This is a genomic window from Mycolicibacterium sp. Y3 (genome assembly GCF_051188035.1).
Classification (GTDB): Bacteria; Actinomycetota; Actinomycetes; order Mycobacteriales; family Mycobacteriaceae; genus Mycobacterium; species Mycobacterium fluoranthenivorans.
On the sequence record NZ_JAVQLT010000001.1, the window covers coordinates 1719219 to 1735697 of the forward strand.

General features: G+C 64.5%; 13 protein-coding genes and 1 tRNA gene. 8 read left to right on the forward strand and 6 right to left on the reverse strand.

The features are described 5' to 3' along the window. Nucleotides 1-8: 8 nt before the first annotated feature. From QN239_RS08485 to kdpF, 4 genes are read right to left on the reverse strand one after another with little or no spacing between them, the layout of a single operon-like run. Nucleotides 9-917, reverse strand: a complete 909-nt coding sequence (locus QN239_RS08485) for a potassium-transporting ATPase subunit C (RefSeq protein ID WP_499009499.1) — start codon at nt 915-917, stop codon at nt 9-11. Nucleotide 918: 1 nt separating this feature from the next. Continuing rightward, entirely contained in the window at nt 919-3063 is a 2145-nt protein-coding gene (kdpB, locus tag QN239_RS08490) for a potassium-transporting ATPase subunit KdpB (RefSeq protein ID WP_499009501.1), read from the reverse strand. Next, entirely contained in the window at nt 3063-4733 is a 1671-nt protein-coding gene (kdpA, locus tag QN239_RS08495) for a potassium-transporting ATPase subunit KdpA (RefSeq protein ID WP_499016675.1), read from the reverse strand. The genes kdpB and kdpA (QN239_RS08495) overlap by 1 nt, the downstream gene beginning before the upstream one ends. A gap of 8 nt (nt 4734-4741) precedes the next feature. Further along, nucleotides 4742-4831: a K(+)-transporting ATPase subunit F gene (kdpF, locus tag QN239_RS08500; RefSeq protein WP_090362500.1), complete on the reverse strand. Its 90-nt coding sequence runs from the start codon at nt 4829-4831 to the stop codon at nt 4742-4744. Nucleotides 4832-5265: 434 nt separating this feature from the next. On the opposite strand from kdpF, the gene kdpA (QN239_RS08505) reads away from it, so the two are divergent. From kdpA (QN239_RS08505) to QN239_RS08515, 3 genes are all read left to right on the forward strand, one after another. After that, a complete protein-coding gene (gene kdpA, locus QN239_RS08505; RefSeq protein WP_499009503.1) occupies nt 5266-6900 on the forward strand; it encodes a potassium-transporting ATPase subunit KdpA in 1635 nt (544 codons plus the stop codon). 143 nt (nt 6901-7043) lie between these two features. Then, a complete protein-coding gene (locus QN239_RS08510) occupies nt 7044-7898 on the forward strand; it encodes a LysA protein (RefSeq protein WP_499009506.1) in 855 nt (284 codons plus the stop codon). Then, complete coding sequence (locus QN239_RS08515) at nt 7895-8677, forward strand: type III PLP-dependent enzyme domain-containing protein (RefSeq protein ID WP_499009507.1); 783 nt, start codon at nt 7895-7897, stop codon at nt 8675-8677. The genes QN239_RS08510 and QN239_RS08515 overlap by 4 nt, the downstream gene beginning before the upstream one ends. Here the strand turns inward: QN239_RS08515 and QN239_RS08520 are convergent. Then, on the reverse strand, nt 8674-8955 hold the full coding sequence (locus QN239_RS08520) for a hypothetical protein (RefSeq protein ID WP_499009508.1): 282 nt from the start codon (nt 8953-8955) through the stop codon (nt 8674-8676). The two genes, QN239_RS08515 and QN239_RS08520, sit on opposite strands and share 4 nt — an antisense overlap. Before the next feature lie 108 nt (nt 8956-9063). On the opposite strand from QN239_RS08520, the gene QN239_RS08525 reads away from it, so the two are divergent. Beyond that, nucleotides 9064-9137: transfer RNA gene (locus QN239_RS08525), tRNA-Leu, on the forward strand. A gap of 198 nt (nt 9138-9335) precedes the next feature. Here QN239_RS08525 and QN239_RS08530 read toward each other — a convergent pair. Then, nucleotides 9336-10667: a H(+)/Cl(-) exchange transporter ClcA gene (locus QN239_RS08530; protein WP_499009509.1), complete on the reverse strand. Its 1332-nt coding sequence runs from the start codon at nt 10665-10667 to the stop codon at nt 9336-9338. Between the two features lie 407 nt (nt 10668-11074). On the opposite strand from QN239_RS08530, the gene QN239_RS08535 reads away from it, so the two are divergent. The 4 genes from QN239_RS08535 to QN239_RS08550 all read left to right on the forward strand — a co-directional run bounded on the left by QN239_RS08535 (nt 11075) and on the right by QN239_RS08550 (nt 16387). Next, nucleotides 11075-12178, forward strand: a complete 1104-nt coding sequence (locus tag QN239_RS08535) for a GGDEF domain-containing protein (protein WP_499009511.1) — start codon at nt 11075-11077, stop codon at nt 12176-12178. A gap of 105 nt (nt 12179-12283) precedes the next feature. Then, nucleotides 12284-13741, forward strand: a complete 1458-nt coding sequence (locus tag QN239_RS08540; protein ID WP_499009512.1) for an amino acid ABC transporter substrate-binding protein/permease — start codon at nt 12284-12286, stop codon at nt 13739-13741. 11 nt (nt 13742-13752) lie between these two features. Then, nucleotides 13753-14523, forward strand: a complete 771-nt coding sequence (locus QN239_RS08545) for an amino acid ABC transporter ATP-binding protein (protein ID WP_499009516.1) — start codon at nt 13753-13755, stop codon at nt 14521-14523. Between the two features lie 277 nt (nt 14524-14800). Then, nucleotides 14801-16387: a PE-PPE domain-containing protein gene (locus QN239_RS08550; protein ID WP_499009518.1), complete on the forward strand. Its 1587-nt coding sequence runs from the start codon at nt 14801-14803 to the stop codon at nt 16385-16387. Nucleotides 16388-16479: the final 92 nt, after the last annotated feature.

The following is a 16479-nucleotide window of genomic DNA, read 5'->3' on the forward strand; positions in this document are numbered from 1 at the left end:
CCGGTGCATCAACTCTTCACGGGATACTTCTCGTCCAGCTCCACATTCAGCATCAATACGTTGACCCGCGGTTCGCCGAAGTACCCGAGGGTGCGGCCGGCGGTGTTGTCCGCGACGGCCGTGCGGATGAGGTCCGGTGAGACACCCCGGGCCTTGGCGATCCGGTCCACCTGGATGGCGGCGTACGCGGGGGAGATATGCGGATCCAGGCCGCTGGCGCTGGCGGTGACGGCGTCCGCGGGTACGGCCGGCTCTGCCGGGGCGGCACCCCGAATCGGCACGATCTGGCCGATGGCGTAATCCTCACCGAACTTCGCACATTCGACGCGGGCGCCCTCATAGGTGCTCAGGAACGGGGTCTTCGTCGTCTCGCACGGTTCGTTGACACTGACCACCCGCGTGGGATGGACGACGTCGCCGGATGCGGTGCGGGGTCCGATCACCGAGAGCACGGCCCCGACGCCTCCTCCGGTGCAGAACGGGCGGGCCCCGCTGACACCTTCGAGCTCACCCACGGCGGCGCTGCGCTGGCAGACCTGCGTGAGCAGGCTGGCCTTGTACCCGTTGTCGTCCTTGGCAAGCGACGGGTCCCCGGGTGTGTCGACGATGCTCTCCGGTCCCAGGTTGCTCGCGCTGGTGGCGAGTGGGTCATAGCCGTTGCCCGCGGCCGACGGCCGGCTCTGGAAGTACTGCGGCAGTGCGTTGCCCTCCGCGTCGGTGAAGGACTGCCCGATCAGGCTGCTGCCCACCGGTTTCCCACCGACGTCGACGATGGACCCGTTGGCCTTGTCGCTCAGCCCGGGGATCTGGGCGATGAGCCAGATGAGGGCCGGGTAGGCGAGGCCGAGGATCACGGTGAGCACGAGCAGGGCACGGAGCGCGGCCCAGTGCTGACGAATCAAACTGGAGAAATTCATTTCACATCCCTGGCAGGAACTGGATTACGAGGTCGATGACTTTGATGCCGATGAACGGCGCGATGATTCCGCCCAAGCCGTAGACGTAGAGGTTGCGGCTCAACAGTTTCGATGCACTGCTGGGCGTGTACCGAACACCGCGCAGCGACAACGGGATCAGCGCGACGATGATGATCGCGTTGAAGATGACCGCGGACAGGATTGCCGACTGCGGACTGTGCAGCCGCATGATGTTGAGCAGATCCAGACCGGGGAACAGCGTGACGAACAGCGCAGGGATGATCGCGAAGTACTTGGCGATGTCGTTGGCGATCGAGAACGTCGTGAGCGCCCCGCGAGTGATGAGCAGCTGCTTGCCGATCTCGACGATCTCGATGAGTTTGGTCGGATCCGAGTCGAGGTCGACCATGTTGCCGGCCTCTTTCGCCGCCGACGTGCCGGTGTTCATCGCCACGCCGACATCCGCCTGTGCCAACGCGGGTGCGTCATTGGTGCCGTCACCGGTCATGGCGACCAGCTTCCCGCCGGCCTGCTCCTTCTTGATCAGGGCCATCTTGTCTTCCGGCGTGGCCTCGGCGAGGAAGTCATCGACACCTGCCTCATCGGCAATGGCCTTGGCGGTCAACGGGTTATCACCGGTGATCATCACCGTGCGGATACCCATCCGGCGCATCTCGTCGAAGCGTTCGCGCATACCCTGCTTGACGACGTCTTTGAGGTGGATGACACCGAGGACAGAGGCGGTGCCGTCCAGGACCTGCCCGACGACAAGGGGGGTCCCGCCGGCGGCGGAGATGCCGTCGACGATCTCGCCCAGCTCCGCCGACACCTGGCCACCCTGGTTGCGCACCCAGTCGGTGACCGAGCTGGCCGCGCCCTTGCGCAGGCTGTGATCGGTGCCCAGGTCCACGCCCGACATCCGGGTCTGGGCGGTGAATTCCACCCACTGCGCCGTCGCCAGCTCGCCCGGAGTCCGGGCCCGCAGCCCGTACTCCTCCTTGGCGAAGACCACGATCGAGCGGCCCTCCGGGGTCTCGTCGGCCAGGCTGGACAGCTGGGCCGCATCGGCGAGTGCCTCGGCAGTCACCCCGGTGACCGGGACGAACGCGGCAGCCTGCCGGTTGCCCAGCGTGATGGTGCCGGTCTTGTCCAACAGCAGCGTGTTCACATCGCCGGCGGCTTCCACCGCACGACCCGACATGGCGAGCACGTTGCGCTGGACCAGGCGATCCATCCCGGCGATACCGATCGCGGACAGCAGCGCGCCGATGGTGGTGGGAATCAAACACACCAGCAGCGAGACCATCACGATGCCGGACACACCGTTGCCGGTGAGCGCCAAGCTGTCCGGCACACCGGGGTTGTTCATCTTCGAGTAGATCGCGAGCGGTTGCAGCGTCGCGACGGCGAACACGAAGATGAGCGTGAGCGAGGCCAGCAGGATGTTCAGCGCGATCTCGTTCGGCGTCTTCTGCCGGTTGGCGCCCTCGACGAGGGAGATCATCCGGTCGATGAAGCTCTCGCCCGGCTTCTGCGTGATCCGGACGATGATGCGATCGGAGAGCACGACGGTGCCGCCGGTCACCGCGGAACGGTCACCTCCGGATTCCCGGATCACCGGCGCCGATTCACCCGTGATGGCGGATTCGTCCACGGAGGCAATGCCTTGTACGACATCGCCGTCGCCGGGGATGGTCTCGCCGGCTTCGACCACCACGTGGTCGCCCAGTTGTAACAGGGGAGCGGCAACCTCTTCCTCGGTGGCCGTGCGGCCGGGGGCCCAGTCGATGAGGCGACGGGCCATGGTCGACGTCTTCGTCTTGCGCAGCGTCTCGGCCTGGGCCTTACCGCGTCCTTCGGCGACCGCCTCGGCGAGATTCGCGAAAACGACTGTCAGCCAGAGCCAGATCACGATCAGCCAGCCGAACCAGGAGGGGTCGGCGATCGCGAGGATCGTGCTCCATACCGCACCGATCTCGACGATCAGCATGACCGGGTTGCGCCACAAGGTGCGCGGATCGAGCTTGCGCAGTGCGTCGGGCATCGACTTCCACAGCAGTTTCGGATCCAGCAGGCCGCCTTGAATGCGGTTGGTGGACTGCGATTTGTGCTGTGCGTGCCCAGATTCGAGGGTGGGGGTGGTCATCAGTGAATTCCTTCAGCGAGGGGGCCGAGCGCAAGCATCGGCAAGAAGGTGAGCGCGACCAGGATCAGCGTGACACCGGCGACCATGCCGACGAACTGAGGTCGATGCGTCGGTAGGGTGCCGATGGACTCCGGGGTCTTGCCCTGTTTGGCCAGCGCGCCGGCCAGGGCGAGCACGAAGATGATCGGCAGGAACCTGCCGAACACCATGGCCAGGCCGAGCGCGGTGTTGTACCACTCGGTGTTGACGGTGATACCCGCGAATGCCGACCCGTTGTTGTTGGCCGCCGAGGTGAACGCGTAGAGCACCTCGGACAAGCCGTGCGGGCCGGTGTTCAGCATGCCCGCGCGCTGGCCCGGCATCGCCATCGCGATGGCCGTACCGGTCAGCGCGATCAACGGGGTGATGAGGAAATATGTTGCGGCCAGCTTGATTTCACGCGGGGTGATCTTCTTGCCGAGGTACTCGGGGGTGCGTCCGACCATCAGGCCCGCGATGAAAACGGTGATGATGGCCAGGATGAGCATGCCGTACAGGCCGGAGCCGGTGCCGCCCGGTGCCACCTCGCCGAGCTGCATGTTGAACAGCGTGACCATGCCGCCCAGGCTGGTGTAGGAGTCGTGGAACGAGTCGACAGCACCGGTGGACGTCAGTGTCGTGGCGTCGGCGAAGACGGCCGAGTCGGCCACGCCGAAGCGCTGTTCCACACCTTCCATCGCCGAGCCGACCGCGGTGGGCACGGTGCCGTGACCCTGCAGCTGGAACAGCATCATGAAACCGACGCTGATCACGGCGAGCACGCTCATGACGGCCGCGATCGCGTACCCCTGCTTCTTGCTCTCGACCATCCGCCCGTAGGTGCGGGGCAGTGAGAAGCTGATGACCAGCAGCAGGAAGATCTCCACCCAGTTGGTCCACGCGTTGGGGTTCTCGAACGGGTGCGCGGAGTTGACGTTGTAGAAACCACCGCCGTTGGTGCCGAGTTCTTTGATCACCTCTTGGCTGGCGACAGGGCCGCCGGTGATGGTCTGCTGCCCGCCGGCCAGGGTGTTGACCACCTGATCGTGCAGGTGGAAGTTCTGGATGGCGCCGCCCGCGATCAGGATGATGGCGCCGACGATGGACAGGGGCAGCAGGATGCGCAGTGAGCCGCGGACCAGGTCGACCCAGAAGTTGCCCAGTTCACCGGTACTGCGCCGGGCCAGGCCACGGACGAAGGCCATCGCGACTGCCATACCGACCGCCGCGGACACGAAGTTCTGTACGGCCAGGCCGGCCATCTGGACGAGATGGCCCTGCGTCGATTCACCCGAGTAGGCCTGCCAGTTGGTGTTTGTCACGAAGCTCACGGCGGTGTTCCACGCCAGGGCCGGAGTCATCGGCGTCGCCGGATCGTTCAGGTGAAGGGGGAGCTTGCCCTGCACGAGCTGGAGAACGAACAGGAACAGGATGCTGATGGCCGAGAAGGCCAGCACGCTGCGTGCGTAAGCACCCCAGGTCTGCTCGGCTTTCGGATCGGCACCGATGAGTCGGTAGACGAGCCGCTCGCCGCGCAGGTCTCGGTCGGACGAATAGACCCGGTACATGTAGTCGCCGAGCGGCACGTGTACGGCCACCAGGGCGACGATCAGGGTGACGAGGAACAGGATCCCCGCCCCCTCGCTAGTCAGGGCACTCACTAGAACCTCTCGGGGAAGAGCAGTGCGGCGAAGAGAAACAGTGCGAGGAGAATCGCGAGCACCAGCCCGACGATGTTGTCGTAGCTCACAGCCCCTCGACCAACTTCTGTACCAAGCCGAGCAGGGCGAAGATCGCCACCGTCAGCACGATGTACACCACTACGGACATGTCACTCCGTTCACTGAAAACTGCGGGCGGCGCTCGGGTGTGGTCGAGGCAGCCTCCGCCGGGCTCGCTGAGGTGAGAGCCTGGGTTGAAGGTAGACCCCTCCGGGACACACTCGACGCGCATTGACGGTTTCTTTACGTCCGGAGGTAAGTCCTTTACGCCGTTTATTCAACGCCGTTATCCAGGTCACACTGGCGCCGTCAAGATGGCGTCAATTGACGCGGGTCGGGCGTAGGGATTGCGTATCGGGCGACCGGGTCGGGCACTGATTGCTCATAGGGTCGGCGGATCCGTCACGACGACTAAGGAGCCGGACCGATCGACGACTCAGCGCAGTGGGGAACCGCTGCATGGATGCAGGCGGCCGCCGTTCTTGCGATCGTGCTGACAACGCATGTGCCGCTTGGCAATTACTTGGCCAGGGTGTACTCCACCACCGGTGATTGGCGACTCGAGGGCGCGGTTTACCGGGTGGTGGGTGTCCAGCCCGGCGCCCAGCAGCGCTGGACCGGGTATCTCGGGTCGCTCCTCGCCTTCTCGGCGGTGAGTGTGTTGTTTCTGTATGCCGTGTTATTGCTGCAGAGATATTTGCCTGAGCCTTGGGGGCATAAAGGTATTTCGCCGGCCTTGGCGTTCAATACGGCAATTTCGTTTACGACCAATACCAGTTGGCAGAATTACCCGGGGGAGACAACCCTAGGGCATATCGGGTTGATGGCGGGATTGGGGGTGCAGGCGTTCGCGAGTTGCGCGGTCGGCATGTGCGTTGCGATCGCCCTGATTCGCGGGTTGACACGGGGCGGCGGCGAACTCGGCAATTTCTGGGTGGATTTGGTGCGCTCCGTGTTCCGGGTGCTGCTGCCGCTTTCCTGTGCTGTTTCGGTTGTGCTTCTGGCCTTGGGTGTCATCGCGAATTTCCTTGGTACACAGGAATTCACGACCCTTGCGGGCGGCCGTCAGTCCATCGTGGGTGGCCCGGTTGCCCCCTGGGAGTCGATCAAACTGATGTCTGGTGACGGCGGCGGTGCGTTCAATGTCAACAGTGCCCATCCATTCGAGAATCCGACTCCGGTGTCGAATGTCATCGAAGTCGCGGCCATGCTGGTGATACCGATGGCCTTCATCCGGACATTCGGTGTGATGGTCGGCGACAAACGGCAGGGCTGGGCGCTATTGGCAGTGGTGGCTGCGCTGTTCGCCATCGGCGCGGGCGCCATTGTGTGGTCCCAAACCGCCGACCACGGAACCGTCATAGCTGCTGTCGGCACGGCGTCCGAGGGATCGGAGACCAGATTCGGGGTGCTGGGCACGACGATATTCGCTCAGGCGGCCACCGCCAGTGGAGACGGTGCTGCGAACGGGTCCTACGACAGCTTCACCAGTCTCGGTGGTGGTGTGCTGTTGATGAACATGATGTTGGGTGAAGTGATACCCGGGGGCGCAGGTAGCGGTTTGTACGGGCTGGTGCTCATGGCTCTGTTAACGGTGTTCCTCGGTGGCTTGATGGTGGGAACCACGCCCGAGTACCTGCAGAAACGGCTCCATGCCCGACATATGAAGCTCATCAGCATCTACCTTCTCGCCTTGCCTGTGACGATTCTCGTCGGCTGTGCGGTGGCCATGGCGCTGCCTGGTCAGCGTGCGTCCATGCTGAACGCCGGACCGCACGGACTTTCCGAAGTCTTGTACGCCTTCACCAGTTCGGCGGCCAACAACGGCAGCGCCTTCGGTGGCTTCAGCGGGAACACTGCCTGGTACAACGTGGTGCTCGCAATAGTCATGGTGGCAGGTAGGTTCGTGCCGATCATCGCTGTGATGGCCCTTGCCGGAACGTTCGCAACGCAGCGGCCGGGAGTGGTCACCGCGGGCACGTTGCGCACCCATCAACCGACGTTCATCGTGTTGATGGCCGGTGTCACGCTGGTCATGGTGGGTCTGGAGTACCTGCCCGCGCTGGCCCTCGGACCGATCGCGGACGCTCTGCAGTAGGCGGAGTGTCAAGAAGGCGTCAAGGTTTCTTTGGTACCCGTCAAGAGTCCGCAAGGGACATAGTCGGGCGACGCGGCGGGCGCAACAGTGGATGGTGTGGCCCCCGGCAACAGGCCGGGGCCTCAACGAGCAAGAAGGTTACGGTGTCCATTTCCGGCGTCTTCCTTTCTGCGCTGTCGGGAGCGAGATCGCATACATCGTCGTCCGAGACCGGTTCGGCGGCCATGTCGCCAGACCGGCTGGTCCAGCGCAGGTGCGAGATCTACCGCGGCTACTTTCCGATGACCGAGGTTGCTGTGCCCGCGAGTGCGCTGCGAAATCACCTCGTGTCCAAGTGGGCTCGTGAACGCGGTATCGCGGTCGACGTATGGTCGGGCCGGGATCTCGCGGTGGCGATCGCGGCCGGCATCAGTCCGCGACGGCTGACCATCCATGCGCAAGGATTGCGGGACGCGGAGATCCGCGCCGCCGCCGGGCTGAGGCCCGGCTGCATCGTCGTGAGTTCCCTGGCGGAAATCGAGCTGTTGGCATCGGCAGTCGAAGGCCGAACACAAGGTGTCATGGTGCATGTGACCGACTCCAACGCAGCCGATCTCACCGTGGTCCGGGCTCAGCAGGATGGTCGGCGCACCTTGCGTTGCGACAGCGAGCAGATGGATGCCGCGATCGAGGCAGTGCTCGGTAGCGCCCGTCTTGACCTGGTGGGATTGCACTGCGAGGTCGGCGGGCACGTGGACGACTTCATCAGTTACCCGGCAGCCATCGGGCAGATGATCACGGAGATGACCCACATCCGTCGTATTCACGGTGAGGTGCTGACGCGGCTGGGATTGGGTGGGGGCCGTGCGGTGCCCAGCGGAGACTGGCGGGAGGAACTGCCGGAGCTCGCCGAAGAGATCGACGAATCCCTCGACGATGCCTGCGCCACAATGCGTTTCCCGCGTCCGCTGGTCGTGCTCTCGGCCGGCGGCGCGATCGTCGGACGGACGGCGGCATGACGGTGCATACGCTCGTCATCCCTCGCTTGTCGTCCGCGGACCGCTTCGCGCGCCGGTTGCTCGACGATGTGGTGCGGCCCGCCGGCCTCCTCGACGAGGCGGTGGTGCTGCGCCGATGTGCGATGTACCGCAAAGCATTTCCTACTTCGGCGCTCAGCTTTCCGGCAAGTGTGCTGCGGTCGGGGGTGGTGGCGGACTGGATCCGGCGCCACGGAGTGAGTGTCGATATCGCCTCAGCCGAGGAACTTGATCTTGCGGTGTCACGTGAGGTGACTGCGAAGCATCTCGTCATGCACTGCCGGGCGGATACGGATTCCGCCGCCGTGAGGCGAGCCGTCGTCGCCGGGGTGATCAAGTTCGTGGTCGGGGCCGAGGAACACCTGGCGGTGCTCGGTGGCTCGACAGGTGCGGTCCGGCAGGTGATGGTCGACAGTGGTCAATCCGGCTGGGAGGACCACGCGGCACAGGTTGTCGCACAGCGTGCGACAACCCTGATCGGTGTGCATGGTGAGCTGCAGCGGTCCGACGGTGCGGGTGGTGCGGACACCGTGATCGAGATGGTCGCCGCGATGGCGCGACTCAGCCGCAGGCACGGCGCCATCCTGAGCCGGCTGAGCCTCGGTGGGTTGAGCGGGGAGCCTTCCGGTGACATCCGGGTGCTGCGCGGCGTTGCGGAGGAGACCGCCGAGGTCATCCGTGATGGCTGTGCGTTGTGCCGGTATCCGGTTCCCGCGCTGACGGTTTCGCTCACACCGTTTGCATTGGCGGCCGCGGGCTAGCTGCCTCCGCCGCAGCCTCCGCCGCCGCAACCGCCTCCGCCGCAGCTGGAGCCACCGCCGCAACCGCCGTGACCATGGCCTCCACCGCCGTCACCGGCGCCGCATCCGCCGGCGAGATAGCCGCCACCGGCCGCGGCACCGCCGGCCGCGGTGCCGCCTCGGGCGGACCAGTACTTTGCGGATTGCTTCTTTGCGCTGCGGTGACTGAGCCAGATGAGTATTCCCCCGATGGGCACGACGAATGCCAGCGTGACGAGCAAGGCAAGCAGGCCGTTCATTCCGAGATGGTAGACGGCCTGGCAGGCGGGCGACTATCCCCTGTTCGGAGGAGCCGGGGAGTGATTTTTCAGGGACCGGCGCAGACGCTAACGTCATTGTCTGCACGGGCCCCCATAGCCCAATTGGCAGAGGCAGCGGACTTAAAATCCGCACAGTGTCGGTTCGAGTCCGACTGGGGGCACTGTTAAGACACCGGTGACCGGTGGGTGCCCAGTCCAGCGGGCTAGGCACAAGCAGGCCGCGGATGTTCTCGGATCAGCCGGGGATTCGGCTGAGGTCTCCCGGGTACCGCGTGAAGGTGGTGCTGCGTTGTGCGTCAGCGATCAGTACGAGCGGCGCCGATCTCCATGATCTGGAAATCGCTTGTCTTTCAATCTCATCAAGTCTTCTGGGTGGGAGGATCCTCGCTGGGCATCCGCTCCCGCAAGCTGTCGTAGATCGGTGGTGAACCGACGAGGTACGCGGCCAGCACTGCCGCGGCGGTGGCGGCCATCATCGGCACTGCCACCGACGTCGCCGCCGTCATCTCGATGACGATCACGATGCCGGTCAAGGGCGCCCGCACCGCCGCGCCGAACAATGCCGCCATGCCGACGATGGCCATCGGAATGGTGAGGTCTGCGGCACTTCCCGGCCACACCGCGTTGAAGACGTCGGTGAACAGCACACCCCACAGCGACCCCAGCGCAAGTAGCGGTGCGAACAGGCCGCCGGGCACCGCCGCGGAATACGACAGCGGTCCGGCAACGAAGCGCACCACGAGGTATCCGATGACGACGGGCAGGACGATGTGATGTCCTCCGACGATCAGCTGCGTCAGGGTATCGCCGCCACCGACGGCGAGCGGATAGACGAACATCGCCAGCCCGACGATCGCACCGATAATGGCCGCCTTCGCGACCTTCGGAACCCTGGCAAACGCAGAAACATGGTCGAGGAACCACAGCACCAGCCAGTTGTACGCAGCGCCGAGGCACCCCGTCAGCAGACCGAAGACCACAAAGAGTGGAAGCCAGGCCAGGTCCGGTGCGTGTGTGGGTTCGACGAGAAAGTCCGGCCGATTCCCGAGGATGAACCGCGAACAGGCGACCGCAGTCACGGCCGCAAAGACGGTCGCCAGCACCGTCTTGACCCGAAACTGCCTTGTCACCTCCTCGAGGGTGAACAGGGTGCCGCCGATCGGGGCATTGAAGGCGACCGCCAGGCCAGCGCCGCCCAGTGCCGTCTGCATCATTCTCACTTCGGAGTCCGGCAGTTTCGCGCGCCGGGCTGCTTCGGCGCCGATCGCCGCGCCCATGTGGACGGTCGGTCCCTCGCGGCCCAACACCAGTCCCGACCCGATGCCCAACACCCCGCCGACGAACTTCGCCGGCAGCAGGCGCAGTAGCGGTGGCTTCGCGTCGCCGTGGAAGACGGCCTCGACATGCTGAATGCCGCTGCCCGCCGCGAGTGGCATCCATTTCACGATCAATGCGGCGAGCGTGGCACCCATCGCCGCCGCCGCCATCGGCACCAGCCAACTCGGTCCGGGAAGTTGATGTGCCCAGCCGACCAGGTCGATGCGTAAGCGGTCGGCTGTTTGCAAGCACCAGCGGAACGCGCCGCCGACGAAACCGATTCCCACTCCGGCGACGACTGCCGTGCAGCAGATGAGTACCGAACCCCGCATCGAATCGTCCGGCGGATCAGGAGCGGGCGATGACGGCGTCATCCCATTGGTGTAGTCGTCAGTATGGATTGGCCGTTCCAGCCGCATCGATGCACGAGCAACCCGTCTCCTTCACCGCCGGATGTCGAGCCCAGTCTCGCAAATTGTGGCCGGCGCTGCCGGGTCGGGAACCGGATCCCGGCGTCAAAGGTGCCGGTGCCCGCCGCCCTCCTGGATGATCTCGCACTTCGCGAAAACGCCGCGGAAAAATACTTGAATTCGCAAATAAAAGTGGAGGCGAAATTGGTTGTTTCCCGACGCATTCGGTCCAATAGGACTATTCATATATGGGCAGCAGGTGGGTAAGGCTGCTGTTCAGCCCATGTCCCGGCGGGGGAAGGCGGGCGAACGCCGGGGGCTACAAAGCCGTGCAGGTCAAAATATCGATATCAGTAAATTAAGTGGAAAGCGTGTGCATTATCGGCGGGGGAAAACGACTGGCCCGGCTGTCGGATTGGCTCGACCAACCCGATCAGTTCGAGGCTGTCACCGCATTCCTGTGCCATCGGGGGTTGATCCGCTCGACGCGCGTGCTGCTGGCGGTGGTCGCGGCATCGTCGGTGCTGGCACCCTTGGCGTTGATCGTGCCCGGCGCAAGGCAGGTCACCCTCGGCTCAGCTGTGGTGATCGGCGTGCTCGGAGCGAGCCTGTCATGCGTGATGACCTGGTTCTGGCTCACCCGATGGCCCACCCGGCGCCAATCGCTGATCGCGGCTTCGGTGGCCACCGCATGCATCGTGGGCTGGAGCCTGGCGCAGCCGAGTGCCGCGCTGGCCGCGCTGACCTGCGCCGCGGTGCCCATCACCAGTGGATACATCGCGTTCTTCCACAGCACGCGTGCCCTTGCGCTCAACATCGCGGCCGGGCAGGTCGCGTCTGCCGTCGCGGCATACCGACTCGCCACAGACGTCGACGTCAACACCGCCATCGCCGCGCTCTGGCTGCTGTGGCTGATCAACATGGTGGCGCCGTTCACCGTCCGTGGCCTGTCGGAGGCCATGAGCAAATACGCGACCCGGGCCGATGAGGATCCGCTGACGGGCCTGCTGAACCGGCGGGGATTCGTGGACGTGGTGGAACGCCTGCTGATCGGCGGTTTGGCCGGCGGGCAGAACTATCTCGTCATGCTCATGGTCGACCTCGACGACTTCAAGCGGATCAACGACACATACGGCCATGCCGCTGGGGATCGTGTGCTACTGCGCGTCGCCGACATCCTGCGCAAGCACGCACCGGATGACGCGGCCATCTGCCGCGCCGGGGGAGAGGAGTTCCTCGTGGCGACGACCTCCCGAACCGGCGACGCGTCATTCACCACCGCGCTGTGCCGGGCCATTGCGGCGCTCGCGGGAAATGTCACTGCCAGCATCGGCGTCACGGTCGTCCACGGAGACGACGTGCATACCGCGCCGCGACCGGCCGACCTAGTGCTCGAACTCATCAGCGCGGCCGATTCGGCGATGTATGCGGCCAAACGCAGCGGCGGAAACCGCGTCGTCATCGGGGCGCGCTGACGGCGATTCGCCTCCTGTTCGCTGACAAGAAGTGTGACCGACGGCTAGCGTTAGTCCCCGCGCTTTCGATGAGGGGGAGGCGCGATGATGAGGGGGAGGCGCAGTATGAAGCGTTCGTCATCGAGACGACGAGGAGTCCTGCACCGGACAGCGTTACTGGTGACCGCGCTGCTGGTCGCGTCGTTGAGCCCGATGCTGACGGCAGGTACCGCCTCGGCGGACGGCGAGAAATACGTCGTTGCCACGGACACGACGTTCGCGCCGTTCGAATTCCAGGACAAGCAGGGCAATTTCGTCGGTATCGACATGGATCTGATCCGTGCGATCGCCGAGAATCAGCACTTCACGGTGGACATCAAGCCGCTCGGTTTCGACGCGGCGCTGCAGGCCGTGCAAGCCAATCAGGTCGACGGCGTCATCGCGGGCATGTCCATCACCGACAAGCGCAAGCAGGTGTTCGACTTCTCCGAACCCTACTTCGAGTCCGGCATCCAGATGGCGGTGCTCAAGACCAACGAGGACATCAAGTCCTACGAGGATCTGCGTGGCAAGCGGGTGGCGGTCAAGAACGGTACCCAGGGCGCCACCTTCGCCAACTCCATCAAGGACAAGTACGGCTTCCAGGTGGTCTCGTTCGCCGACTCGTCGTCGATGTTCGACGAGGTGAAGACCGGGAACTCGGTGGCGGTCTTCGAGGACTACCCGGTGCTGCTGTACGGCATCGCGCAAGGCAACGGCTTCAAGACGGTCACCCCGAAGGAGGATCCGACCGGCTACGGGTTCGCGGTGAACAAGGGCCGCAACGCCGAACTGCTGCAGAAGTTCAACGCCGGCTTGAACAATCTCAAGAAGTCCGGCGAGTACGACAAGATCGTCAGCACCTATCTCGGTGAGGGTGCGTCCAATGACGACAACTCGTTCCTCGGTCTGATCAAGAGCACCTACCCGGTCCTGCTGGAGGGCCTGAAGATGACCGTCATCCTGACGGTCGTGTCGATCGCCATCGCCCTGGTGCTCGGTATCATCTTCGGCCTGTTCCGCGTGTCGCGGGCGATCTGGTTACGCGCCATCGGCACGACATTCGTCGACATCTTCCGCGGCACACCACTTCTGGTACAGGCGTTCTTCATCTACTTCGGTATTCCGTCGGCGCTCGGCTTCCAGATGAGCGCTCTGACCGCGGGCATCATCACGCTGTCGCTGAACGCCGGCGCCTACATGACCGAGATCGTGCGCGGCGGCATCCAGTCGGTGGACAAGGGGCAGATGGAGGCGGCCCGCAGCCTGGGCATCGGTTATCTGCCCACGATGCGGAAAGTCATTCTGCCGCAGGCGATCAGGACGATGATTCCGTCGTACATCAACCAGTTCGTCATCACCTTGAAGGACACCTCGATCCTGTCGGTGATCGGTATCGCCGAGCTGACCCAGACCGGCCGGATCATCATTGCCGGCAACTACCAGTCGTTCAAGATGTGGCTGATCATCGGCATCATCTACTTCGTCGTGATCATGGCGCTCACGAAACTCTCGGACCGACTTGAACACCGGCTAGTCAAATAGGGGCATCGAAAATGACCGATCTCATTCCCGAAGCTGCAACCGCGGAGCCGGGCACCGTCAAGATCCGCATCGAGGGCTTGAAGAAGTCGTTCGGAGATCTGGTGGTGCTCAACGGTATCGACACCACCATCAAACAAGGCGAGGTCGTCTGCGTCATCGGTCCGTCGGGCTCCGGCAAGTCCACCTTCCTGCGGTGCCTGAACAAGCTGGAGGACATCACCGGCGGCAAGGTGACCATCGACGAGTTCGACCTCACCGACAAGAAGGTCGACCTGGACAAGGTCCGCCAGCACATCGGCATGGTGTTCCAGCACTTCAACCTGTTCCCGCACATGACGGTGATCGACAATGTCACGCTGGCGCCGCTGCTGACCAAGAAGATGACCAAGGCGGCCGCCGAGAAGAAGGCGCTCGACCTCCTCGCCCAGGTGGGGCTGGCGGAGAAGGCCCAGGTGAAGCCCTCCACGCTGTCGGGTGGGCAGAAGCAGCGCGTCGCGATCGCGCGGGCACTGGCGATGAATCCGTCCATCATGCTGTTCGACGAGGCCACCAGTGCGCTGGACCCGGAGATGGTCGGCGATGTGCTCGAGGTGCTGCGCGCCCTCGCCCAGGGCGGCATGACCATGGTGGTGGTCACCCACGAGATGGGTTTCGCCAGGGAGGTGGCCTCCCGGGTGATCTTCATGGACGGCGGCAACATCGTCGAGGACGCACCGCCGGCCGAGTTGTTCGACAACCCGAAACATCCGCGACTGCAGGAGTTCCTCTCCAAGGTGTTGTGAACCTGGCGCGGAAACAGCCGCACTACCAGGGCGTTTCCTTACTCCGGAGTAAGGTTTTGCCAAAGGCGCATGGCCGGTAAGTAGTCGGAGCACGCGCGTGGGTGCGCGCAGAGATCGCCAAAAGGCGACCCATCACGTATATCTACATGGTAGAAACGCTCTCAAGTGCTTCTAGCTGCGATGATATGCGGCTGTTTACTCAATCTCGGGGGAAGAGGTTGCCGTGACGGGTCGTCCGATGGTGTCGGTTGCATCGTCCGTCTCCAGATCAGTTCTGGTGTTCGCTGCAGTTGCCGCTTTGGCATTCCTGTCCAGTGTCGGGGTGGGCGTGCGGCTGCTCGCCGGCACGCTGGTGGCGATCGGCGGCAACAGCAACCCGAGCAGCGCCAGCATGATCCAGGAGTTGGGCGGTGATCCGCGGTCGCTCGGAAGCTACCCCGGCTCCGTCGGGGTGGCCGGACACGGCTACCTCGATCCGACCAACCCGGCGTCGCCCTATTACGGCTACGACTTCCAGAAGGTCGGCTGGCCGTCACAGATTCCGTACACCTCCGGGTGGGACGGCAAGACCACCTTCGAACAGTCGCAGCAGCAGGGGCTGGCGAACGTGCAGGACGCGCTGGACTCGGCCCTGCTCACCGACGGGCCCGTCACCGTCGCGGGCTATTCGTCGGGTGCGAACGTCGTCGTCCGGGAGATGCGGTATCTGCAATCGATCGGGTCGCCGGATGCCGACCGGTTGTCCTTTCTTCTCTTCGCCAGCATGAACCGTCCCAATGGTGGTATCGCGCAACGCTTTCCGGGATTGTTCCTGCCGCTATTCAACGTCAAGTTCGACGGCAGCACACCGACCGACACCCCCTACAAGACCACCGATGTGAGCTGGGAGTACGACCCGATCTCGGACTTTCCGAACTATCCGCTCAACCTCCTGGCCGACCTGAACGCGCTGCTGGGTTTCGGCCTTCTGCACTCCAACTACTTCCCGGCGGATATGACCGGTCCCCGCGCCCGTCCCGATTACACCGACCCCGACAGCAACATCACCTATGTGACGCTGGCGGCCCCGGAGCTTCCGCTGCTGGTGCCGTTCAAGATGCTGGGGGTGCCCAAGCAACTCCTGGATCTGGTGCGGCCGGCGCTGAAACTACTGGTCGACCTGGGGTATGACCGCTCGATCAACCCCGGTGTCCCCACCCCGGCGTCGCTGTCCCCGACGCCGCAACGGCTGATCGCGCTGCCGTTCCAATTGCTCAACGCCGTGGGTGTGGGCATCCGACATGCGCTCAACCCGTCCTGGGACAAGGTGCCCACCGTCTCGGATGAGACGGCCGATCAAACTGCCCTCGCCGCCGCGACACCCACTGCGCTGCCGCAGGCGAAGACCAACACCCGCGCGGCGCAGAGCGCGGCGGAGGTCACCGCGAAAACCGCGACGGGCGAAGCCGATACCACCACCGCCGCCGATGACGTCAAGAGCGACCCGGTCGAGGTCAAGGGCGCAAAAGCGGACGACACCACGACCGCCGCAACCGGGGGTGAGACCGGTGTTGCCGACACCGCGACGTCGGCCGAGGCCGACACGTCGAGTGCGTCGGCGAGCGATGATGCCGCCCCGCCCGCTCGCCGGCATCCCGCCGGCACCCACCGCCCGCACCGAAGCAAGACGCCCGCAGCGGATTCGACCACGTCGTCGCAGACGCCCGACGCAGGCTCGTCCGACGCCGGCTCGTCCGATAGTGCCCCGTCGAAAGCCGGTGGCAAACACGGCTCGCGAGACAAGGACGGTGCGGCCGGTGATCGCACACCGCGGAGCACCGGTGGCGCCGGCGAAAGGTCCGACTCGGACAAGAAGGCCGCCTAGCCGGTAAAACCAATGCATCGGCCCCTGATGTGCGACGATGGTGACGTTCTTGTCAAATAGATGTTGCGTAGCACCGGCCGCATGGGATGGAT